Below are 23,639 nucleotides of genomic sequence, written 5' to 3'. Positions count from 1 at the left end.
GCAGTTACAACAATAACTTTAGCAGTTGAAAATTATAACAGTAAAACTCAAGAAAAAACAGCAGATTTTATACCAGTAGTATTATGGGGAAAACAAGCGGAGAATACAGCTCAATATACACTTAAAGGTAGTCAAGTTGCAATAAGTGGGAGAATATCAGTTAGGACCTATGATGCAAAGGATGGAACTAAGAGATATGTCACAGAAGTAGTGGCTGATATGTTTAATGGAGTAAAGTTTCTTTCAAAAAATAATAATAGTAACTCAAATACTTCTGTTGAAAATAATGATGTTTTTGGGGGAATGAATTTTGATGAATATAATATGGCAGTAGATGATGGGGATATGCCATTTTAATTAATGAATAAAGAAGGGAATTAAATGAGCAATACTTTAAACACTGAATTAATATTAGATAGAGAAATTCTTGAACACGTAAGAAATAAAAAGTCAAAGAATAGTAGAGATTATGAAGCGATTGTTGATTTAACATACTTTATATCAATTATTAAATGGAATAAAGAAACTATAGCCAGTAAAGAGATATGCGAGAAGATACGAAGCGGTTATTATGATGAAGTTTACAAAATAAAGATAGAAAAAGTTACTGCAGATAATAAATGCAATTTAAAATTGAGCGAAGATAATATGCAATATAGTTTTTTCTAAGAGTAATTATTTGATGATATTGCGAACTAAATAATAAAGTTTGTTCTTTGAAAATTGAATAGTACGGTATTTGAAAAATATGCTATAATTAATTCAGAATTGTATTATTTTGTATAGAAAAATAATAAAATAACTATATTTAGTATCGAGGTATTTATGAAAGAAAATTCTGTTGGACGAGGCGTTATAATTCTAGCTATATCAAGTATTATATTGAAACTATTATCAGCCTTATATATGCCAATTCTATCTCAGATTCTAACTGATGATGGAATAGCAATATATACTGTTGGGTATGATGTTTTTGTATTTATATTTGCATTAACTAGTTTAGGTATTCAACCTGCAATAACAAAGTTAGTATCAGAGGAAAGGGCAATAGGCTCAGACAGGGATGTATTTAACATTCTTCTAATATCAAAAAAATTTTTATTACTTTATGGAGGTATAGCAAGTATAGTATTTGCTATATTAGCAAACCCACTTTCTAGATTATTTAATAGTAAAGATTCAATTATGGTATTTGTTTTCCTTTCTCCAGCAATTTTTTTAGCATCAATATTGGCTGCATATAGAGGTTTTTTTCAGGGATATAATGATATGATTACACTTAGTGTATCTAATATTATTGAACAGTTATTTAATGTTATATTTAGCTTGTTTTTTGCTTTTCAACTTATAAACATATCTACCTCATGGGGAAGTACAGGTGGAACGATTGGAACAACTTTAGGGGCTATTGGAGCTATAGAATATATTAGATATATATTGAATAAAAAATATAGATTTAAAGATATTTCTAGAAATAATATAGAGCAGAAATGTAAAAGAAAGTTACATCAGAATAAAATTTTTAAAAGGCTACTTATAAGTGCATTACCTTTTATATTAATTGCGGCTATACAAAATATATCTGCCATTATTGATGTATTTACAGTAAGGACTTTTATTAAAACTGATATAAATATAAAAACAGCTACACTAAAATATTATACAACTATAATAAATGTACCACTTGTTATAATTACTTCGTTAGGTGTAGGAATTTTTCCAAAGATAATTAAAAGTTTTATTGAAAAAAATAAAAGAGAATTAGCGGTTCAAACAGCTTATTGCTATAAATTAACATATATTATTACTATTCCTTCGGTATGTGGCTTAATGATTTTGGGTAAGGATATATTTAAACTAGTGTTTAATAGAGATTTTGGGTGTGAAATCTTAGTAGTAGGAGCAGTTGCATTAATTTTTATGGCATTATCAACAATTCAAAATATAGTTCTTCAAGGAATAAATAAATTTAAATTTATTATAAAATTAGGATTTGTATCATTAATTATAAAAACTTTAATTAATATATTTTTCATTAGAATAGATAACATAAATGTTATTGGAGCTGTTATTGGAAGTATAGTATCATTAGCTATTATTACAGCCTGTAACCATATTGGGCTACAAGAATATTTCAATATTAAAATACCTATTTTAAACCAAAGTAAAACTCCATTAATTGCATCAATAATAATGAGTATTACTTTATTAATATTAAGATATATATTTATAGCTGAATTTATTTCTAATAATTATACAAGAATAAATATATGCATAGTAACATTTAGTTTAATTGCTATAGCTGGTATCATATATCTTCTATCTCTCTTATTATTAGGAGGTATTAGTAAATATGAACTAGATACACTATCTCCAGTTATATATAGAAGACTTCCAGTTAAATTTAAAAATAGGATAGTTAAAACAATCTAATAAGACTATATTTATTTTAAAATTTAATTCGCAGCTTTAAACTATTACGAATTTAAAATTAAATATAAGTTTTAAAAAATACCGTATTATTCAAAAAGAATATGCGGTATTTTTTAGTGCGCAATTCAAATATATAACGTAATAAAGGAGATGTATATTGTGTCATATACTGAAAGAGCTACTTTGATATTTTTAGTGGCTGATATATTAGTAACTATACTTAGTATGTTTATTACAGTAACGATAGGGAAAAGGTTAGGTGGATTAAAATAAAAAACAATTAGTGAGGGATAATATGAGAAAAGATGAATTTAAGAAAACAGAAGGAAAGTTATATAGATATTATGAAAGTAAGAAACATCTATTTGGATTAAATGAAAAGATAGCGAGATTAGAATATCATAAGGAAGTTATTGAGTATGATATAAGAAATACTAACATAAGAATAGATCCTTATCAAAATGGAGCAGGAATAAATGAAAGAGTACAAACATCATCTAATGGGACAAGTTATGCAGAACAGGAAATGATAAAAGAAATAGAAAGATTGGAAAGAGAAAGAGTAAAGATAGTTAAGCAAATATTAAAAACTAAAGCTAAGAAAAGGGAGTTAGAAAGTTATATAAGCAATATGGATTTTAATATAAATATGCTCAATGAAGAAAGTAAGAGATTCCTAGAACTGAAGTATAGTGATAAGGCTAAAGTAATAGCAATAGCACAAAAGATGAATATGGCAGTAGCAACAGTATATAGAATCAGAGAAGAGATAGTAGAAAATGTAGCTAACTTTATGAATATCATAAAATAGTGAGAAGGTTTTGAGAAAAATATGAGAATTTTTTACTAGAAGCAAGGTTTATAATTATATTGTGAGAAACGTGGACAGGGTTTTTCATTGTGTCAAGACCTCCAATATTATATTGCACCTAGGGGTAAAAGCCTAGGTGTTACATGGAGATATAGTTCAGTGGTAGAACAATAGGCTGTTAACCTATATATGTAAGTTCAATTCTTACTATCTCCGCCATAAGCAAACTATGATCCTTATATGGCAGTAGGTAGTATAAGGGGAGTGAAGCAATAAAATTAATCTATTGGCAGGCGGTAAGACCTTACCTACAGGCACATAGTCGGATAGATGGATGAAAGAATATTAATCTTTCTGGGGCTTGTTTGTGCAAGCGAGGTTAAGTTAATTACCTTCGAGATTATGGGATTAACTTAATGAATAGGTGTTGAGTGTGATAACCGTTGCTGATGCAGAATACACTAAAATCTTATTTCATAAATTCTCAATACCCTTTTATGAAAAAGCACTTAGCAGAAATGTTAGGTGCTTTTTATTATACACAAAGTGAGGTGATAACATGAGTAATGTAAAGAAAAGACAATATGTATTCCTAAGCAACTGGGAAGGACAAGAACTAAAATGTGCTTGTTTATTTCATAATCCTTTATGCAAGAACCATAAGAAGTGCGAAGAGATAGAACTTACTCTATCACCTTATGAAGATTTAGAGAGTTGTATGAGGGAGAGAAAGTATCAAAGAGTAAATGGAGCTTTAAGACAGAAATAAATATAAATTTACAAAACGAATAAGTGAGGTGGTGGTATGGCAAGAGCACCTAATGAAAATTTAGAAAAGGCTTATAAATTATATAAAAAAGGGCTTAAATTGGTTGAGATATCTAAGGAACTCGATATTCCACCTGGGACCATTAGAAGATGGAAAAGCACTTACAAATGGAATAATGAACGTTCGGAAAAGGATAGAGAGCGTTCGAATAAAAAAGGTGGTCAACCAAATAATAAAAATGCTGAAAAGCATGGTTTTTTTTCTAAATATTTACCAGAAGATACTTTGGATATTATTCAAGATATAGAAATAAAAAATCCACTGGATATATTATGGGATAATATTAAATTGCAATATGCAGCAATAATAAGAGCTCAAAGAATAATGTATGTTAAATCTATTGATGATAAAACTATTGAAAAAATAGGGGAATGTAACGGAGATTCATCATATGGAGAGAAGTGGGAAGTACAACAAGCTTGGGATAAGCAAGCTAACTTCTTAAATGCACAATCAAGAGCGATGAAAACATTAGAAGGTATGATTAAGCAATATGATGAAATGATTAATAAGAATTGGAATCTGGTAACGGAAGAACAGAAAGCAAGAATTGAAGTATTGAAATCTAAAATAGTTAACAATGAAAAATCTAAAGAAGATAAGATTGATGAGTACTTTGCTAAATTAGAAAATACAATTAAAGAATAAACACGAATTACGTTAAATTTTCATTTTACGAAATTGAAAAAAGTGACGAAGTTAAGCCATTTACATAAGGTTAAAGTATTTAAATTAATATAAATGGGTTTAATACAACTAAACTTTAATTAAAAAATTAAATATTTCGTGTTAAGTAGGGGAAGTTTAATAAAAAATGTTAAGTGATTTATATCATAAAAAGCAAATAGAAGTAATGAAGTTTGCTATGAGTAATGATTATTTTATGTTGATTAATCATGGAGCAAAGAGAACAGGAAAGACAATATTAGATAATGATTTATTTTTATATGAGCTTAGAAGAGTAAGAAAAATAGCAGATAAATTGAATATTCCATTACCACAATATATACTTGCTGGAGCTGATCTAGGAGCAATTCAAAGAAATGTATTGAATGAACTTACTAATAAGTACAATATTGAATTTAAGTTTGATAAACATAATAGATTTATTTTATTTGGAGTTCAAGTTTGCTGCTTTGGGCACTCAAAGACAAATGATTTAGGAAGAATTAGAGGGATGACTTCATTTGGTGCATATATCAATGAGGGTACTATGGCAAATGAAGAAGTTTTTAATGAAATCAAGGCGAGATGTTCAGGGGAAGGAGCAAGAATATTAATTGATACAAACCCAGACCAACCAGAACATTGGTTAAAAGTTAATTTTATAGATAAAGCAGATGGTAAGGTTATTCAAGAGTTTCATTACGAACTAGACGATAATACATTCTTAAGTGAAAGATATAGGGGAAATATAAAGGCTTCAACACCTTCTGGAATGTTTTATGATAGAGATATTAAAGGGTTATGGGTATCAGCAGAAGGAATTGTATATAAGGACTTTAGAAAAGATACGCACTATATAAGCAAAGAAGATCTAGAGAATATTAAACTTGTAAAATATTTTGCTGGAGTTGACTGGGGATATGAACATTATGGATCTATAGTAGTAATCGGAAAAGATGACAAAAACAATTTATATGTACTTAAAGAATATTCAGCACAACATGAAGAGATTGATTATTGGGTAAATGTAGGAAAAGAAATCAAAGAAAAGTATGGAAATATAATATTTTATTGTGATACTGCAAGGCCTGAACATATAAAAAGATTTAAAAGAGAAGGACTAAGAGCTGTAAATGCAGATAAAGCAGTATTAAGTGGAATAGAGGTTATTGCTAAAGGCTTTAAAACTAATACATTAAAGATTGTAGAAAGTGAAGTTAATTTATTTAAGAAAGAAGCGTTCATGTATGCGTGGAATAAAAATACTGGAGAACCAATAAAATTGTGGGATGACGTGTTAGATGCAATTCGATATGCAATATACACAGAGAGTAGAGATGGTGGATTAAGAGTGTTAAAGTAGAAAAATGTTTTGACTATTAGTTTTGACTAAGGCAAAGTGTTGAATTTTACTAGGCGTAAAAAATATAGTCAAAATATATGACTAATGACTGGAAAGATAAACTTAATTTTAGAAAGGAGTATGTATGTTTAATATAATAAAACCAAAAGAAAAACCTATGACACATGAAGAAATAATGCATGTATTCATACAGGAATTTGAAACTAGTAACAAAAGAGAAAACATGAAAACTGGAGAACGGTATTATAACAATGATACTGATATAAATAGAAGAAAGTTATATAGGTTTGTTGATGGTAAAAAGGTTGAAGATGATACAAGACCTAATAATAAATTAACTCATGGTTTTTCAAAGATTATAGTAGATGAAAAAGTAAATTATCTATTGGGTAAGTCTCCTATAATTACTGCTGATGATAAAACATTTCAAAAGAAGTTAATAGAGCTATTAGATGATGAATTTGATGATACATTACAAGAAATAGGTGTTGAAGCATCAAACAAAGGAATAGCTTGGTTACAGCCTTATATAGACAAAGAAGGGGAATTAAAGTTTTTAAAGCATGATAGTGAGAAGATAATACCTATATGGAAAGATAATGCTCACAAATCATTAGAAGCTATAATAAGGGTTTATTATATTGAAACATATGAAGGTAGAGAGAGAACAGATGTAAAGAAAGTTGAATATTGGACTGATAAAGATGTAACTTATTACACATATTATAATGGGCAATTGATACCAGATGTAGAAGCTCCAGGAGAAGGAGAATCAATAGGGCACTTTTTAATTAATAATGGCACAACATATAGTAGTTGGGGTAAAGTTCCTTTCATACCATTTAAGAATAATAGCAGAGAATTAAATGACTTAACTTATACAAAATCATTAATAGATGATTACGATAAAAATACCTCCGATACATCTAATGCACTAGATGATATTGCGAGGTTTATTTATGTCTTAAAAGGCTATAATGGAACAAATTTAGATGAGTTTTTAAATAATTTAAAATTATATAAAACCATTTTGACTGATGCAGATGGTGGAGTAGATAAATTAAGTCCTGATATAAATATTGAAGCGGTAGAAAAACACTTGGATAGACTAAAAAAAGATATACATATATTTGGCCAGGCTGTAGATATGGATACAGATAAATTCGGTAATAGTCCAAGTGGAATTGCTTTATTATTCTTATATAGTGCATTAGATTTAAAGTGTGATCAGATGGAAAGAAAGTTCAAAGGTGCATTTAAATTAATATTTTGGTTTATAGCTAAATATTTAAAAATTACTGGACAAGGTTCTTATGATCATAAGACTGCAAAGGTAACTTTTATAAGAAGTATGATAGTGAATGAAACTGATGCGATAACAAACGTAAGGAACTCTAAAGGTATAGTATCAGATAAGACATTATTAGAGCATCATCCATTTGTAGGAGATGTAGAAGAAGAGTTACAGAGAATAAAAGAACAAAATGATTATGAAGAGTCTTTAGATTTTGGTAATAATGCTGGAAGTGATGTAGATGAAGAATAATGATTACTGGATACAAAGACAAGAAGCTAAATACTTAGATGCGGAAAGAGAATTAGGAAAATTTTATACTGAATTAATCAAGTCATTTCAGAAAGCTAAGAAAGATATTCATAGCGTTGTTAATGATTTTTATATTAGATATGCTAATAATAATGAGTTAACTTATGATGCAGCTATGATGGAGTTAAGCTTTAAAGAGTTGAAGAATTTAAAAGAAGAATTAAATATATTCAAAAAGATGGCTATTGAGTCTATAGGAGAGTTTAATCTTGAGTTGGATAATATGTCTATAAAGGCAAGAATAACACGATACAAAGCCCTAGAGTGGCAAATAAACGCTATTCTAACAAATCTATATGATATAGACTACAAATCATATGGGAGTAAAAAGTTTATAGATATATATAAGGACCAATACTATAAGACAATTTTTAATATAGAACAGTTTAGAGGATTTCATCAAGAATTTGCACAAGTAAATATTAGAGCAGTAGAGGAATTGATAAATTATCCTTTTAGTGGTGCATCATATAGTGATAGACTTTGGAAACAAAAAGATCATATGTTAGAAAAACTTAAAGAATCTATAATGAATATGATTATAAAAGGAACTAATCCATCAGAGCTTTCAGAAGAATTTGCTAAGATATTTGATAGGAAGCAATATGAAGCTTATAGATTATTGCAAATGGAGGGTGCTTTTATAATTGAGCAAGCTACTCTAAAAGGTTATGAAGAAGATGGAATAGATGAATATGAGATACTATCAACTTTGGATTTAAAAACTTCACCAATGTGCAGAGAGCAAGATGGAAAGGTATATAAAACTAAAGATGCAGTAACAGGAGTTAATTCTCCTCCATTTCATTGGTATTGTAGAACAACAACTATTCCACATATTGAAGATGATAAAGGGGAAAGAGTTGCAAGAGATTCTAAAAGTAGTAAGAGTTATAAAGTGCCTTCATCAATGAAATATAAAGAATGGTATGAAAAATATATAATTAATAGTTAAAGTCGTAGTGAACTACGGCTTTTTATTATACCTAAAATTGGTCAGTAGATTAGACCTAAAACAGTCAATTCGTGGTGGATAGTAACACACCTAAAACTACTTAGTGCGAAAGGAGATATTTAATTATGAAAACAGAATTTTTAAAAGAGCTTGGGTTAAGTGATGAACAAATTAAATCTATAATGGCTGAAAATGGGAAGGATATAGCGGCTGAAAAGAAAAAGACTGAAACTGTTAATAGTGAGTTAGAAGGTGTTAAAACTCAACTAACAGAAGCTAATAATACCATAACAGACCTTAAAAAGAATAACGGAGATAATGAAGCATTGCAGACTAAGGTTAAAGAGTACGAAAAGGCTATTGAAACTCATAAAGCAGAAAATATTAAGCTTAAAAGAGATAACGCAGTAAAAATTGCTTTAAAAGATGCTGGATGTACTGATTCGGACTATTTTATGTTTAAATTCAAAGATAAAATTGAATTCGATGAAAATAATAGTCCAAAAAATTTAGAATCAATAATTAAAACAGAAAGAGACAATAAGTCTATTATGTTTACTAACACAGTAGCTGGTAACACACCACTAGATGGTGCAAGTGATCCAAAGCCAAAAGAGGTAACAGATTTAAAAAGTGCATTGGTTCAAAGATACGATAATAATTAAAAATAAAAAGGATAGGTGATTTAAAATGGCAATTACATTAAAAGAAGCAAAAGTAGGTATGGCCGATAAGGTAGACCAACAGGTAGTAGATGAGTTTAGAAGAGGTTCTTTATTACTAGATACCCTTATGTTTGATGATGCAGTATCACCAGGAACAGGTGGTTCAACTTTAACATATGGATATGTAAGGTTAAAGACACCGGCAAGTGCTGGATTCAGAGCTATAAATGGAGAATATACACCACAAGAAGCAAAAAGAGAAAAGGATAGTGTAGACCTTAAAATATTCGGGGGATCATTCCAAATTGATAGAGTATTAGCAAATTCATCAGGAGCAGTAGATGAGGTTGATTTCCAACTAAAAGAAAAGATTAAAGCAGCAACAAACTTATTCCATTATTCAGTAATTAATGGTAATAGCACTACTGATGAAAAACAATTTGATGGATTAGATAAATTATTAGTTGGTTCTAGTACAGAGTTCAATAAAGAATCACATATAGATTTATCAACAAGTGATGCTTTAGATAATAATTATAAGGAATTCTTAGATTTATTAGATGCATTTATATCAGAACTTGATGGTAAGCCAACAATGTTAATGGGGAACTCTAAATTAATGACTAAGATTAGATCAGTAGCAAGAAGAGCTGGTTACTTAACGCAAAGCGAAGATGCATTTGGAAGAAAAGTATACTCTTATGATGGTATTCCACTAGTTGATTTAGAATATTATGTGAAGGATGATACCACTGTTCCTGTAGTTCCAATAGTTGATACAAGACAGCCAAATGGAAGCGATACAGTAACAGGATTAACAGATTTATATGCAGTTCAAGTAGCTATTAACGGATTCCATGGGGTAACGGTAAAAGGTGACAAGATAATTAAGACATTTTTACCGGATTTAAATGCACCAGGAGCAGTTAAGACTGGAGAAGTTGAAATGGTAGCAGCAGTAGCATTAAAGAACTCTAGAAAGGCTGGGGTATTTAGAAATATAAAAGTAAAGTAGGAGGAGTATTTTATGAAATGTAAAATAACTACTCCATCAAAGGGGTATACTGGCATTATTGCTGGTATACCTTTTGTTAATGGAGAAGCTGAAACAGAAGATAGATGGTTAATTAGTTGGTTTACTGAAAAAGGTTATAAGGTTGAAGAGATTAAGGAAGATGCCTTAAATCAAGATAACCAACAAGATGAGAATAGCCAAGAGAATCAATGTGAAAACAAAATTGCTTTATCAGAGTTAAATATAAAAGAGTTAAAGGAATTAGCCAAAGAGAAAGGGATACAGGGTTATTCTTCACTTAATAAGGCAGAACTTATACAGGTCTTGGAGGAGCAATAATGAAAGAAGAGATAAAATTAGTACTTGGAATTGAAGATACCTCCAAAGATGCTTTGATAGATTATTATATTAAATCAGTAACCCATGATATAAAGAATTATTGCAAATTAAATAGTATTCCTGAAGCGCTAGAAATGTTTATTCAGAAAAAAGTAATAAGTATACTAAAGTTTGAACTAAATAAACATAAAGGTCTTAAAAGCATTTTAGAAGGAGATACAAAATTAGAATTTGCTATAGAGGGAAATGGTGAAGAAAGTAAAATCTATTCACTAAATGATAATGATAGAAAAGAATTGAGAAACTTTAGAAAAATAAAGTTCTAAGGGGGGATAATATGTCAGTATTTGATATACTCCATAAAGATAAAATGACGATATCTAGATATGAGAAAGTCAAAAAAGATGGAATAACTAGATTTGAAGATGTTGAAAAATACACCAATATAGCTTGCAGATTATCAAAAGAAAAATTAAGTAATATGGGTGATGGAAATATTCCAGTAGTTACTATAGCTCATAAGATATTCACAGATCCAAGTATTGATATTAAGAAAGGTGATAAAATAGTTCTCACTGAAAAAAGTGGGATAGTATATAAGTTTATAGCTGGAGAAAGTTTCCCTTATGATTCACATTTAGAGGTATCTGTAAAGAAAGAAGAGACTGCTTAATGGGGAAAAATTATTACAGTAACAAAGCTGCTATAGATAGATATAGAAAAGAGTTAGAAAAACTTTTAGGGGATGTATCAGAAGTTGATAAGAAGGTATTAAACAAAGCTGTTAATATAGGATTAGCCGAGGCAAAAAGACTGACTCCAGTGGGGGTATATCCTAAAGAAGTTAATTTCACAACAAAGGATGGTGAGAATGTTAGCTTTAGAATAACTAGAGCTAAGGTTGGAGGTCATATGCGTAGAAGTTGGAGTACTAGCAGAATTAAGAAAAGCGCCGATGGAATAACAAAGGAACTGTTTAATACTGCTGAATATGCTCCATATGTTAACTATGGGCACAGAATAGTAATAAGAGGTATAACTAAAGGTTTTGTTCCAGGTAAACATATATTAGAACGTGCAATTAATAAAACTGAAAAAGCAATGATAAGTGAATTTAAGAAAGCTATAAAAGAGGTGAAAGATAAGTATGATTGTTGATATTAATAAAGCTATAGTACGTAAGCTATTAAGCTTGTATCCTGATATAACAATATATGATGAGAAGGTACCTCAACAATTTGAAACACCATCTTTTTTTATATCTACGTATGATCAAGATTATAATAAAAGAATTAACGATAAATATAATTCAACTGTTAACTATGATATTTCTTATTTTCCCAATACAGATTATAAAAATAATGAAATGTATGAGGTAAGAAGAATATTATTAAGGGAGCTTAGGGATTTAGAAGATTTTAGAGCAATTAATATTAAAAGTAATATAACTGATGAGGTTCTTCATATTATGTTTGATGTTAAATACTCGGAAATTAAATCTAAAGATGAAATTAAAATGCAAAATATTAAAGTGAATGAAAACTTAAAGGAGTGATGTAGATGGCTGGAACATGGCAAACAGAAAACAAAGAACTTCCAGGAGCATATATAAATATTTTTGGTAAAACTCCTATTTTTATAAATTTAACAGAGAGAGGAATTGTTGCATTACCGATAGAGTTAGGTTGGGGAGTTAAAGGGCAGGTTTACGAGGTTAAACCAGGAGATGATACTTTAAAATTATTAGGTGCTAATATTAATGAAATTGTTGAATTAAGAGAAGTTTTAAAAGGTGCTTCTAAGGTGCTTGTATGTAAGGTTAATGAAGGAACAAAGGCAACTATAGAGTTAACTTCAGGCGTAACTGCTACAGCAGTGTGTGAAGGAACAAAAGGTAATAAGATTACTGTTATTACTAAAACAGTAGATGGGGATCATATTATAGCTACTTATTTTAATAATTCAAAAGTTGATGAACAAACTATAAAATCATATAGTGACTTTATAAGTAATGGATTTATAGAAATAAAAGGAAGTGGAGAAGTAACTCAAGGAACTAAACAGTTACAGGGTGGTACAGATACATCTACTTCAGCAACTAACTATTCAGATGCATTAAATATACTTAGAACTTATAATTTTAATGTATTAACATATGGTGGAGCAGATTCAGAAGTTAAGTCTAATATAGAAGCTTTTATTAAGGATATGAGAGAGAATGAAGGAGTTAAGATTCAAGCTGTAATGAGTGATTACTCGGCTGACTATGAAGGAATTATAGTAGTCGATAATGGAGTTATATTAAGTGACGGTTCTAAATTAACACCTGGTCAAACAGCTTATTGGGTAGCTGGTATAACTGCTGGAGCTAATATGAATCAAAGTAATACTGGGAAAGTATATACTGGTGCTATTGATGTTAGTCCAAGATATACTAAATCTCAGATGGAAGAGAAATCTAAGGCTGGAAAAGTTATATTTAAAGTAGATAATAACCAAAGAGTAACGTTAGTATATGACATTAACTCTTTGGTTACTTTTTTACCAGATAAAAAGAAATCATTCAGAAAAAATAGAGTTATAAGAACATTAGATAATATTGCAAATGATGTTGCTGTAGTTTGGGAATATAACTATATGGGCAAAATCGATAATAATGTAGATGGTAGAAGTTTATATAGAGCAGCTTTAGTTGAATACTTTAAGACACTTCAAGGTATTAATGCTATAGAAAATTTCAAACCAGAAGATGTCGTTGTTGAAGCAGGAAAAGAATCAGATGCTATTGTAGTTAATATAGCTATTCAACCAGTAGATTCAGCAGAAAAATTATATATGACTATTAATGTATAAGGAGGAGTAATTTATGGCAGACAAGCATGTTAGATTAGAGGACACCATAAGTTCAAAAGAAGGTAAAGCCTTTATAACTGTAGATGGGCAAAATAGAGAGTTATTTGAAATATCATCTATAAGTGCTAAGTTAGATTTAATAATTCAGTCTAAGGCTATGTTAGGGCATAGAATGACACAACATAAAGTTGTAGGAGCAGAAGGAACAGGCTCTATGACAATGTACTTTATGAATTCTGAAATGTTAAGAATGGCTATAGAGTATATTAAAAATGGTAAAATGCCTGAAATAAAGCTACAAATAAAAAATGAAGATAATCAATCTACGGTAGGGAAACAAGAGGTTATTTTATTAGGAGTTGTTTTAAATTCAATTCCAGTAGCATCAATAGATGATTCTTCTGATGATCCAATAACAGTAGATACAGATTTTACATTTGATGATATAGAAGGTTTAAGCTATTTTGATTTACCTTCAAATTATAGATAAGAAAGAGAGTGAATATATATGGAAAGAAGTTTAGCAGCATTTTTAAAACCAGCACAAATTGAAAATGAGATGATAGTAGTATCAAATAGATTTAAAGAGGACGGTAAAGCGGTAGAGTGGGAAATTAGAGCAATTACGTCTGAAGAGAACACAAATATAATGAAAAAGAACACTAGAAGAGATAAAAAGACTAAGCAAGAAATATTCGATAGGAATGGATATATGAATGATCTAGTTGCTGCAGCGGTAGTTTATCCAGACTTAAAAAATGCAGAATTACAAAAGGCATATGGGGTTATGGGAGAGGCTAATCTATTATCTAAGATGCTTTTAGTTGGTGAGTTTATGACTTTATCGGAAGCAGTACAAAAACTTAGTGGACTAGATGTAGAAGATGAGGATAGAATTGAAGAAATAAAAAACTAATATCGGAGGGCAATAGTGATTATGCAATAGCACACTTTGCCCTCCAAAAACTTAGAATATTACCTTCACAATTATTCAGCTTGTCTAAAGAAGAACAGACTTTTATATATGCTTCAATACTTCATAGAGTAGAAACAGAGAAAAAGGAACAAGACAAAATGAAGAAACTTAATACAAAAGGGAAAAGGAGGTAATAGTCTATGGCTACTTTAAAAAGTACATTTGTATTACAAGATAGATATTCAAGGGTCGTTGATTCTATTATGAGGACTACAAGAAATGCAGAAGCAGCTATGATGGGAGCATCTGCGAAAGCTGATAACTTAGGACAATCATTCGATAAGATGAGTAATAAAGCTAGTAGTGGAGCTGGTGGAATAAAAAAGCTACTTGGAGCATTAGGTGGATTTATGGCAGTTAAAAAGGCTATAGATTTAACTGATGAGTATACCAATACAGTTGCAAGATTATCTCTGATTAATGATGGATTGCAGACACAAAAAGAATTGCAAGATCAAATATATTTATCAGCTCAGAGGTCAAGAGGGGAATATATAACTACAGCTCAAACAGTAGCTAAATTAGGTATGATGGCTGGAGAGGCTTTTGGTAGTACTGATGAAATAGTTAAGTTTACTGAATTAATTAATAAATCATTTAAAGTTGGTGGAGCTAGTAAGACAGAACAATCAGCTGGTATGTATCAATTAGCGCAAGCTATGGCATCAGGCAGATTACAAGGTGATGAGTTTAGGAGTATTAGTGAAAATGCACCTATGATTGGAAAAGCATTGCAACAATATTTAGGTGTAGGAGCAGCTAAATTAAAAGAGATGAGTTCGCAAGGATTAATTACTGCTGATGTAATTAAAGGTGCTATGTTTGGAATGGGTGACGAAATAAACACTATGTTTGCAAAAATGCCTATGACCTTTGCTGATGCAGGAACACAAATTAAAAATCATGCTATAAAAGCTTTTGAAGGTGTAATGGAGAAGTTAAGTGAGATTAATAATTCTGATTTTATGAGTACTTTAGTAAATGTTGTTACTACAGGAATTGATATTTTAGCAGTAGCTTTTTTAGGGTTGGCTAATATAGTTCAATTTATGACTAATATAATCGTTCAAAATTGGGATTTAATATCTGCTATATTAATAGCTGCTGCATTAATGTACTTACCGTTACTGATTGCAAGAATGTGGGATTTATTTACTACAATAGCTGCTCAAGTTATTGTATGGGCTATCTTTCATTGGCAGGTAGTATTAATATTTGCAGCAATTGCATTATTAATTTATATCCTAATTAAGTTAGGAGTAACTGCAGGTGATATAGTTGGATTTATAGCCGGAGGATTTATGTGGTTATTAGCGGTTATTGGTAATATTGGAATTGGAATTGCAAATGGGGTGATTTGGTTAGCTGAATCAATTATAAATATATTTAATGCGTGTGTAACAGGGGTTCAAAATGCGTTCATGTCAATGGGAGTAGCTATATTAAATATAATATCAGAAGTTGCTAAAAAGATTGAGTGGTTAGTAAATCTTATTCCAGGAGTAGAAGTAACTATTTCAGCTGGACTGGATAATATGGCATCTAATCTACAATCTAAAATAGAGGCTAATGTTGCAAAGGAAGTTGAGTTTGATAGGCTCGATTACCTAGATGCGGGAGCTGCTTTTGATAAGGGTAATACCTGGGGGAATAATCTTGTTAGTGGAATAGGTGACTTATTTAGTGGAATGACTCCAAGTGCTAGTGGTGGTGGATTCGGTAGTATGGGAGACTTAGGAGATTATATGTCTAATGGAGCGTTGCCTGTAACTAATGGAAATGGATCAGGTGGTTCTTTAAATGTATCTATAGATAAAGAAGATTTAAAATATTTAAAAGATATAGCTGAAAGGGATTATCGAGCAGAATATACACAAGCTACATTAGCACCAAATATTCAAATAACATTTGGTGATGTTAAAGAAACAGCCGATGTAAATCAAATCGAAAAAGTTCTTGATAAAATAATCAAAGAACAAATTGCAGTAGTATCGGAGGGATAGTATGAGTTATGCAATATTTTTTAGGGATGAAGAAGAAAAATTAACAATAAGACTTCCTATGAATCCGGAAGAAGTAAACCAAAGTAGAGAAATCGAAACAGAAGAGTTCTCTGTTTTAAAATTAGGGAAGATTGTTGCTCCAGGTGATAATGGATTATTAACTATAGAATTTGAAGCACAGTTTCCAAGTAAAGTATCAAGGTTAGTTGAAACACCTAATGACTTTAAAAATGCTGATTATTATAAAAATAAGTTTGATACCTGGATGAGTAATAAAAAAGCTGTTAGATTTATATGCTCTAATGGAATTAGTAAGGATTTATCTTTACTTGTATTAATAACTAATTTAGATATTAAAGAAGTTGCTGGAGAAGAAGGGGATTATTATATTAAGTTTTCCTTGGTGGAATATAAACCTTATTCTTTAAAGGTATTAGAAAATAATCCATCTATAGTATATAAACCACCTACACCACCAAGGCCAGCTAATCCACCTAAACCACCTTATAAAATGTATACAATAGTTTCAGGAGATTGTTTATGGAATATAGCTAAAAGATTCTTAGGTAATGGAGCTAGGTATATGGAAATATACAATATTAATAGGCCACCATTAGGTGGGAATCCTAACTTGATATATCCTGGGCAACAGATAAAAATACCATAAAGGAGAGGTTGTATGACTTTAGAATATGAATTTTTAATACAAGATAGTGAAACACAAAAAATATATGACCTTTCTTCTGTTGTTGATGGTGATATTAATTATATTTCAGAGATGCAAAATGGAGCTGCTAAATTAACATTTAATTATATTGATAAGCATATGTTTCCTAATGGATCTGTAGCTAGATTTAAGTATAACAAAAGTGATATTTTTTATGGCTATATATTTAATGTTTCAAATAATAAAGGTAAGATAGCAGTTACTGCATATGATTCGTTAAGATATTTCAAATATAAAGATACTAAAATACTTAATGGATATAGTGTGGAGAAATTAATTAGAGAAATAACAGTAGATAGACCCACACTAAGGGTAGGAACACTTAGACCTACCTATTATACTTTATCCGATAGAATAGAGGATAATAAAACTTATTTAGATATGATTTATGATGGCTTATCAGATGTTTTATTAGGTACTGGAAGAAAGTATATATTTAGTGATAATTTTGGTTCTCTTCAATTACTAGAAGCAACGGAAATGAGGCTTCCAGTTGTTTTAGGAGATGAAAGTTATGCTTTAGATTATACATATGAAAAAAGTATAGATGGCGAAACTTACAATAGGATTAAGTTAGCACAGGATAATAAAACAACTGGAACTAGAGAAAATTACATTGTTCAAGATGGTAAGAGTATGGCTAAATGGGGAATTTTACAGTATTACGAAAAAGTAAATGAAAATATGAATTCAGCACAGATAAAAGAAAAGGCTGAAAAACTTTTAAAATATTATAATCAGGAAGAGAAAAAATTCACTTTACCTTGTCTTGGTGACACGAGAGTGAGAGGCGGAAGTGGAGTATATATAGATATAGCTGAATTAGGATTGAAACAGTGGGCAATAGTAGAGAAGGTTAATCATAAGTTTAAAGGCTCAATACACACTATGGATTTGGAGTTGATTTTATGATAGCTAATACAATAAAAGAAATAGTAAGTAATTATATAAATTATGCGAATTTATCTGATGTAGTATTTGGGACAGTTGTAGCAAGTAATCCTATTAAGGTAAAATTGGATACTTCGTTAAATTTACAAATTGGAGAACCGTTTATTATTGTTACTGATAAGTTTAAAAAAGAACCTTTAGAGGTAGGAGCTAAAATAGTCTTAATAAAAGCAAAAGGTGGACAGAAATTCGTCATACTAGACAAGTTATAAGGAGGATTAAGATGATTCCACAAAATAATTTTGATGAAGTAATAGATAAAATCAATAGTGAATCTAATAACTTTCCTAGTAAAACTTATGGAATAGATTTTGCAAATAAAAAGGTTGTTGGATTTATAGATAACTTAGAAGCAGTTAAACAATCAATATACTCTATTTTAAATACTGAAAGATATGAACACTTAATATTTAGTTATGATTATGGGGTAGAACTTCAGGAACTTATAGGTGAGGATAGTATTTTTGTTAAAGCTGATATTCATAGAAGAGTAGAAGAAGCTTTAATGCAAGATGATAGAATTATTTCATTAGATAATCCAGTTATAACTACTGAAGGTGATTGCTTGTATTATACCTGTACAGTTAATACTATTTATGGGGAGCTAGATATTCAGAAGGGGGTGACATATTGAGTTATTTAAAATCAGACTCATATACTTATGCAAGTATATTATCGGATATGCTATCACGAATTCCTAAAGATATAGATAAAAGAGAAGGAAGCATTATATATAATGCTTTAGCTCCAGCAGCATTAAAATTAGCAGAGGCCTATATGATAATGGATAATAATATCGACCTTGTATTTTTAGATACTGCTGCAGGAGAGTATCTTGATAGAAGATGTGAAGAACATGGAATAAGTAGAAGAAATGCAACACCATCTACAAGAAAAGGAACTTTTAAAAATTCAGAAAGTGAATTAATAGATATTCCAATAGGTAGTAGATTTAGAATTGAAGATACTACTTATATAGCTGTAGAAAAGATTACTATAGGCGTTTATCAATTAAAATGTGAACAATCTGGAATAATAGGAAATACTTATAATGGAATACTATTACCTTTAGATAATATCCCTAATTTAGCTTTGGCTACGTTAGAGGATATTTTAATTTATGGAGAAGATATTGAGACTGATGATGAACTTAGAATAAGAACTAAAATTACTATAACTAATACAGAATCAGATGGAAATATTAATCAATATTTAAAATGGGCTAGTGAATTTGAGGGAGTGGGAAGAGCTAAAGTATTTTCTATGGCTAATGGATCTAATACTGTGAAGGTAAGTATAACAGATTCTAAGAATCAAGTAGCTACATCGGAATTGATAAAGAAGTTTCAAGATTATTTAGATCCTGAATCAAGTGGACTTGGTAACGGTAAAGCACCAATAGGAGCTAAGGTAACTGTAGTTACAGGAACTAAAGTAACTATTAATGTATCAGGCACAGTCAAACTTAATCCTGGATATAGTCAAGTAGAAGGTGCATCAGGTGCTATTGAGAACTATCTTTCATCAATAGCTTATGCAAAAGATACAGTAAGTTATATAAGATTAGCTAGTGAAATATTAAACATTCCTTCAGTATCGGATGTAAGTACTTTAACAATTAACGGAGGGAACGTAGATTTACCTTTAGGAAATGAGGATATACCTATGATTGGTTCTGTGACCTTGGAGGTGGGTAGATGATAACTAGTGCAAATTATAGCATTGATGGTAAGTCTTATAATTTAAATAAAGAGCAAGGTAATACATGGTCAGATGTAAATCAAGCTCCTAATGAAGCGGGATTATATCCGATAGGAATATCTGTATCTAATGAAGTTGGTCAAACTTCTTATATTGATAATACTTCATCTAAATTTAATCTTAATCTAAGGGTTAGTGAAGATGTTAAAAATGACATAAGTCTTATAGAATATCTTCCGGAATATTTACAAGATATTAAAGAATTTAAGTTAATAATGGAAGCTGAATCGCAAAAGTTTAATGAGTTATATTTTACAAAAGATAAAACTCTAGATATGCAGTTTGTAGATTATATGGATATAGAAGCTATAACAAGGTATGAAACATTTTTAGGTATAGTTGGAGAAGGAACATTAGAGCAAAGAAGATCATACATAAGAGCTCTTTATAGTAAAGGTGATAAGCTTAGTGAAAATTCAATTAAAGCAGTAGTTAAATCAATAACTGGAGGTAAAGCTTTAGTTAAGTTCTTTGGAGGAGATGAGGCTTTAAATCCTAATCCAGGACAAGGAACTTTAAGGGTTCAAGTATTATCACCAGATATGAATATTAACTATAAGTTTGACGATATTATAAGGGCAATAGCTCCATATATGCCAGCTCATATAAAATTAAACATAATTAAATACTTTGCGACATGGGAGGATATTTCAGAAGCCTATACTGATTGGCAAGCTATTAAAGAAGCTTCAAGTTGGCAAGAACTATACAATTATATACCTCCAGAGATACAAATATGATAAGGATAAAAGAAGTAGAAATTATATCTAATACAAGCTGGCTAGATATGATGATGTTCAATAGTTGGAATAGCATTTATAGGAATTTCCCACATTGGAAATTCTACTTCTCTAATATAGCAATTGTTAACACTCCAATAACAATAAAAGTGACAGTTGAAGAAGCTGACTGGGGAAATGTTAAAGGAGAGGTTAAAGATTGGAATGGAATTAAAGCTTTCAAGAATTGGCAAGCAGTAAAAGATTTTTAAAGGAGGGTAATAATGGCGGTAAAAACGGTAAGAGCACAAATAAATGGAATATGGACAAACTTAACTCTAAATTCTTCTACTGGAAAGTATGAAGCAACTATAGCAGCACCAGCAATAACTAGTTTTAATCTTTCAGGAGGATTTTATCCAGTAGTAGTGGAAGCCACAGATTTAGCTGGAAATGTAACCACTAAAAATAGTTCAGATTCAGTTTTAGGAGAATCTTTGAGATTAAGAGTTAAAGAAATAACTCCACCAACTATAGCAATAACAGGTCCAAGCACAGGATCATATGTAACTAATAGTGCAACTCCTATAACATTCCAATTAAGAGATGAAACTAATGGTTCTGGTATAGCATTAAGCACATTGAAATTTAATATAGATGGAACTATTTTAACCAATACTTCACCAGGAATGGTATTAACAGCTGTAACAGGAGGATATAACGGAACATATACACCACCTTCAGCACTTAGAGATGGAGTACATAGTGTAACAATTAATGTATCAGATAATGATGGAAATGCTGCTACAGCAAAAAGTATAAGCTTCACAGTAGATACAGTACCACCAACATTAACAGTAACAAATCCATCAGCAAGTACAACTTATACAAATCAAACATCATTAACAATCACAGGAACTACAGCAGATGTTACAAGTGGACCTATAAAACTTGATATAACAGTAGGAAGTACTGTGTATTCAAATGTAACGGTAAATGCAGATGGAAGTTTCTCTAAAGTTGTTAAATTATCAAATGGAAGTAATTTAATTAAAATAAAGGCCACTGATAAGGCTGGTAAGTATACAGAAGTTACAAGAACAGCAATTTTAGATACAGTTGCACCAACAATAAATAAAGTAACAATTACGCCTAATCCAGTAAATGTTAATCAAAGCTTCAAAATAGAAATAGAAGCATTAGATGTATAAGGAGGAATTATTGAATGCAAACTACAAAAAATTATAAATTTAAAAAGCCAGAATTAACAGATAGCCCACCTGACATAACAGTTATGAATTTTAACTGGGATACTATTGATGAAAAATTATTTGCAGTTATACAAGCTTGGGAAAATTTTAAGGCTAATGGTGGAGAAATTGGTGGAGATATTATAATTCCTAGAGGGAAACAAATTAAATCTGAGGCAAATGGGATTGTAAATGCTTTGATTTGGCAAGGAACAGAAGGTGTTGATAGTGGAGCTGTAATGGTCGGAAGCACACTACAAAGAACAGAAATAGTATCTGAGGTTAAACCTACGACTTGGTATAACGGAACTAGGAAAAACATTATAGATTCAAGTGATTATATTTCTTCTAAAGATGCTAATGGTTATACTAAACTTCCTAATGGAATAATTATACAATGGTTATATGCTGGAGGGAGCATTAGTCAAGGGAAAGGAGTAATAGAAGGGAATTTGCCGATAACATTTCCTAATAATTATCTAAGTATATTTGCGAATGTAACTTATATAGATAATGATTCTACTTATAATAATTTGTTTAATTGTAATGCTAAATTTGTAAATAAAGGTTATTTTAATGTAAATATTAAAAATCTAGAATCTAATAGTGGGAGTTTTGCAAATTGCTATGTGTTAGCAATAGGATATTAAAGGGGTGATAAATTTGAATAAATACTACTTAAGAATAGAAAATGATAAATTTGGATTCGTTGTTGAAGGAATACACGAAATAGACGAAACAACAGATTACGCAGTAACCCAAGAAGAATACAATAAATTCTTTGAGCTACAAAGTGAAGGAAAGCAATTTAGAGTTAAAGCTGATGCTACTGGAGTTACTCTATTTGATTTGATAGAGGAATACACACCAAAACCATTACCCCCAGCGCCACCAAGCGAAGCGGAATTATTAAAACAAAGAATAGAATTATTAGAAAATGAAAATGCAGATCTATTATTAGATAGTGTAAATAAAGATATTAGACTAGAGCAGAACGAAAATGATATAGCAGATTTACTTTTAGTAGTTGGAGGTATGTAAGATGAATTGGTTTGAAAAAATTAAAAGATATTATGATAAAGGTATTTATACAAATGGAGAGGTTAAGGTATTTGTTAAGGGTAATAAAATAACAGAAGAACAGTATAAAGAGATAACTGGAGAGGAATATTTAGTGTAAAAAAGCTTAGGGAACTAGGCTTTTTATTATTTTAAAAACTCCAAAAGCTTGGAGATATAAGAAAAAGGAAGGTGTAAAAATGGAAAACATATTAAATTATTTTAAAGTAATTGTAGCAACAATAGGAACAGGATTAACGTGGTTATTTGGGAGTTGGGACACTGCATTAGTAGTCTTAATTGCATTTATGGTACTAGATTATATTACAGGATTACTAAGAGCATGGATAAATAAGGAGGTATCTAGTGATGTAGGACTTAAAGGAATAGCGAGGAAAACTGTAATATTTATAGTATTAATAGTTGCTGTGTTATTAGATAGGCTATTAAATACAGGTACGTGGGTATTTAGGACGTTAATTTGTTACTTCTACATAGCTAATGAGGGAATTAGTTTATTAGAAAATTGTGCTGGATTAGGCTTACCTATACCAGATAAATTAAAAGACGCATTAGCGCAGCTTAAAGATGGAGAAAAGAAGGAATTAAATAAACAGTAATTCTGAGGGCCAGTAGGCTCTCTTTTTTATTAAAAAAT

32 protein-coding genes and 1 tRNA gene are annotated in these 23,639 nt (G+C 30.2%); all 33 read left to right on the top strand.

The features are described from left to right. Positions 1-357: single-stranded DNA-binding protein (locus H8S10_RS12110; RefSeq protein ID WP_186839043.1), on the top strand; the 357-nt coding region annotated here is incomplete at its 5' end. 24 nt (positions 358-381) lie between these two features. Beyond that, positions 382-669 carry a hypothetical protein gene (locus tag H8S10_RS12105; RefSeq protein ID WP_186839042.1) on the top strand — a complete coding sequence of 96 codons (288 nt, stop codon included), beginning with the start codon at positions 382-384 and terminating at the stop codon, positions 667-669. A 156-nt stretch (positions 670-825) separates the two neighbouring features. After that, positions 826-2,433, top strand: a complete 1,608-nt coding sequence (locus H8S10_RS12100; RefSeq protein WP_186839041.1) for an oligosaccharide flippase family protein — start codon at positions 826-828, stop codon at positions 2,431-2,433. 295 nt (positions 2,434-2,728) lie between these two features. Then, complete coding sequence (locus H8S10_RS12095; protein ID WP_186839040.1) at positions 2,729-3,244, top strand: transcriptional regulator; 516 nt, start codon at positions 2,729-2,731, stop codon at positions 3,242-3,244. Between the two features lie 145 nt (positions 3,245-3,389). After that, a tRNA-Asn gene (locus tag H8S10_RS12090) sits at positions 3,390-3,463 on the top strand. Positions 3,464-3,803: 340 nt separating this feature from the next. Next, positions 3,804-4,013 (top strand): hypothetical protein, encoded by a 210-nt coding sequence (locus H8S10_RS12085; RefSeq protein WP_186839039.1) that lies wholly within the window; start codon positions 3,804-3,806, stop codon positions 4,011-4,013. 36 nt (positions 4,014-4,049) lie between these two features. Beyond that, entirely contained in the window at positions 4,050-4,721 is a 672-nt protein-coding gene (gene terS / locus H8S10_RS12080; protein WP_186839038.1) for a phage terminase small subunit, read from the top strand. Positions 4,722-4,887: 166 nt separating this feature from the next. Further along, entirely contained in the window at positions 4,888-6,102 is a 1,215-nt protein-coding gene (locus H8S10_RS12075) for a PBSX family phage terminase large subunit (protein ID WP_186839037.1), read from the top strand. 124 nt (positions 6,103-6,226) lie between these two features. Further along, the gene (locus H8S10_RS12070; protein ID WP_186839036.1) at positions 6,227-7,648 is read left to right on the top strand and encodes a phage portal protein; all 1,422 of its coding nucleotides are present in this window, start codon (positions 6,227-6,229) and stop codon (positions 7,646-7,648) included. Next, positions 7,638-8,663, top strand: coding sequence for a minor capsid protein (locus H8S10_RS12065; RefSeq protein WP_186839035.1), 1,026 nt, complete (start codon positions 7,638-7,640; stop codon positions 8,661-8,663). The genes H8S10_RS12070 and H8S10_RS12065 overlap by 11 nt, the downstream gene beginning before the upstream one ends. A 125-nt stretch (positions 8,664-8,788) precedes the next feature. Continuing rightward, positions 8,789-9,328 (top strand): phage scaffolding protein, encoded by a 540-nt coding sequence (locus H8S10_RS12060; RefSeq protein ID WP_186839034.1) that lies wholly within the window; start codon positions 8,789-8,791, stop codon positions 9,326-9,328. Positions 9,329-9,353: 25 nt separating this feature from the next. Continuing rightward, positions 9,354-10,343 carry a major capsid protein gene (locus H8S10_RS12055; protein ID WP_186839033.1) on the top strand — a complete coding sequence of 330 codons (990 nt, stop codon included), beginning with the start codon at positions 9,354-9,356 and terminating at the stop codon, positions 10,341-10,343. Positions 10,344-10,355: 12 nt separating this feature from the next. Continuing rightward, a complete protein-coding gene (locus H8S10_RS12050; RefSeq protein WP_186839032.1) occupies positions 10,356-10,682 on the top strand; it encodes a Rho termination factor N-terminal domain-containing protein in 327 nt (108 codons plus the stop codon). After that, positions 10,682-11,008: a phage head-tail connector protein gene (locus H8S10_RS12045; RefSeq protein ID WP_186839031.1), complete on the top strand. Its 327-nt coding sequence runs from the start codon at positions 10,682-10,684 to the stop codon at positions 11,006-11,008. The genes H8S10_RS12050 and H8S10_RS12045 overlap by 1 nt, the downstream gene beginning before the upstream one ends. A gap of 11 nt (positions 11,009-11,019) precedes the next feature. After that, the gene (locus H8S10_RS12040) at positions 11,020-11,355 is read left to right on the top strand and encodes an ABC transporter ATP-binding protein (RefSeq protein ID WP_186839030.1); all 336 of its coding nucleotides are present in this window, start codon (positions 11,020-11,022) and stop codon (positions 11,353-11,355) included. Then, complete coding sequence (locus tag H8S10_RS12035; RefSeq protein WP_186839029.1) at positions 11,355-11,840, top strand: HK97 gp10 family phage protein; 486 nt, start codon at positions 11,355-11,357, stop codon at positions 11,838-11,840. Before H8S10_RS12040 ends, H8S10_RS12035 begins: the two co-directional genes overlap by 1 nt. Beyond that, positions 11,830-12,237, top strand: coding sequence for a DUF6838 family protein (locus tag H8S10_RS12030; protein WP_186839028.1), 408 nt, complete (start codon positions 11,830-11,832; stop codon positions 12,235-12,237). Before H8S10_RS12035 ends, H8S10_RS12030 begins: the two co-directional genes overlap by 11 nt. 5 nt (positions 12,238-12,242) lie before the next feature. Continuing rightward, entirely contained in the window at positions 12,243-13,535 is a 1,293-nt protein-coding gene (locus tag H8S10_RS12025) for a phage tail sheath family protein (RefSeq protein WP_186839027.1), read from the top strand. Between the two features lie 13 nt (positions 13,536-13,548). Beyond that, positions 13,549-14,025 (top strand): phage tail tube protein, encoded by a 477-nt coding sequence (locus tag H8S10_RS12020; RefSeq protein WP_186839026.1) that lies wholly within the window; start codon positions 13,549-13,551, stop codon positions 14,023-14,025. Between the two features lie 18 nt (positions 14,026-14,043). Continuing rightward, entirely contained in the window at positions 14,044-14,451 is a 408-nt protein-coding gene (locus tag H8S10_RS12015) for a phage portal protein (protein WP_186839025.1), read from the top strand. Positions 14,452-14,651: 200 nt separating this feature from the next. After that, positions 14,652-16,514, top strand: coding sequence for a tape measure protein (locus H8S10_RS12010; RefSeq protein ID WP_186839024.1), 1,863 nt, complete (start codon positions 14,652-14,654; stop codon positions 16,512-16,514). Between the two features lies 1 nt (position 16,515). Then, positions 16,516-17,181, top strand: a complete 666-nt coding sequence (locus tag H8S10_RS12005; protein WP_207731877.1) for a LysM peptidoglycan-binding domain-containing protein — start codon at positions 16,516-16,518, stop codon at positions 17,179-17,181. Between the two features lie 12 nt (positions 17,182-17,193). After that, on the top strand, positions 17,194-18,153 hold the full coding sequence (locus H8S10_RS12000) for a hypothetical protein (protein WP_186839023.1): 960 nt from the start codon (positions 17,194-17,196) through the stop codon (positions 18,151-18,153). Beyond that, positions 18,150-18,404, top strand: a complete 255-nt coding sequence (locus tag H8S10_RS11995; protein WP_186839022.1) for a DUF2577 family protein — start codon at positions 18,150-18,152, stop codon at positions 18,402-18,404. The genes H8S10_RS12000 and H8S10_RS11995 overlap by 4 nt, the downstream gene beginning before the upstream one ends. A gap of 11 nt (positions 18,405-18,415) precedes the next feature. Next, positions 18,416-18,826, top strand: coding sequence for a DUF2634 domain-containing protein (locus tag H8S10_RS11990; RefSeq protein ID WP_186839021.1), 411 nt, complete (start codon positions 18,416-18,418; stop codon positions 18,824-18,826). Further along, positions 18,823-19,893, top strand: coding sequence for a baseplate J/gp47 family protein (locus tag H8S10_RS11985; RefSeq protein ID WP_186839020.1), 1,071 nt, complete (start codon positions 18,823-18,825; stop codon positions 19,891-19,893). Before H8S10_RS11990 ends, H8S10_RS11985 begins: the two co-directional genes overlap by 4 nt. Continuing rightward, positions 19,890-20,693 carry a putative phage tail protein gene (locus H8S10_RS11980; RefSeq protein WP_186839019.1) on the top strand — a complete coding sequence of 268 codons (804 nt, stop codon included), beginning with the start codon at positions 19,890-19,892 and terminating at the stop codon, positions 20,691-20,693. Before H8S10_RS11985 ends, H8S10_RS11980 begins: the two co-directional genes overlap by 4 nt. Further along, a complete protein-coding gene (locus H8S10_RS11975; protein WP_186839018.1) occupies positions 20,690-20,944 on the top strand; it encodes a hypothetical protein in 255 nt (84 codons plus the stop codon). Before H8S10_RS11980 ends, H8S10_RS11975 begins: the two co-directional genes overlap by 4 nt. Before the next feature lie 12 nt (positions 20,945-20,956). After that, positions 20,957-21,883 carry an Ig-like domain-containing protein gene (locus H8S10_RS11970; protein WP_186839017.1) on the top strand — a complete coding sequence of 309 codons (927 nt, stop codon included), beginning with the start codon at positions 20,957-20,959 and terminating at the stop codon, positions 21,881-21,883. A 14-nt stretch (positions 21,884-21,897) separates the two neighbouring features. Further along, a complete protein-coding gene (locus H8S10_RS11965) occupies positions 21,898-22,572 on the top strand; it encodes a hypothetical protein (RefSeq protein WP_186839016.1) in 675 nt (224 codons plus the stop codon). Between the two features lie 13 nt (positions 22,573-22,585). Further along, positions 22,586-22,963 carry a hypothetical protein gene (locus H8S10_RS11960; RefSeq protein ID WP_186839015.1) on the top strand — a complete coding sequence of 126 codons (378 nt, stop codon included), beginning with the start codon at positions 22,586-22,588 and terminating at the stop codon, positions 22,961-22,963. Between the two features lies 1 nt (position 22,964). After that, the gene (locus tag H8S10_RS11955; protein ID WP_186839014.1) at positions 22,965-23,102 is read left to right on the top strand and encodes an XkdX family protein; all 138 of its coding nucleotides are present in this window, start codon (positions 22,965-22,967) and stop codon (positions 23,100-23,102) included. Between the two features lie 79 nt (positions 23,103-23,181). Further along, a complete protein-coding gene (locus H8S10_RS11950) occupies positions 23,182-23,601 on the top strand; it encodes a phage holin family protein (protein ID WP_186839013.1) in 420 nt (139 codons plus the stop codon). Positions 23,602-23,639: the final 38 nt, after the last annotated feature.

The sequence above is a fragment of the Clostridium sp. NSJ-49 genome (genome assembly GCF_014287725.1).
GTDB lineage: Bacteria > Bacillota > Clostridia > Clostridiales > Clostridiaceae > Clostridium > Clostridium disporicum_B.
The sequence above is the reverse complement of the archived record's forward strand: the minus strand, read 5'-3'. Positions and strand labels throughout refer to the sequence as shown.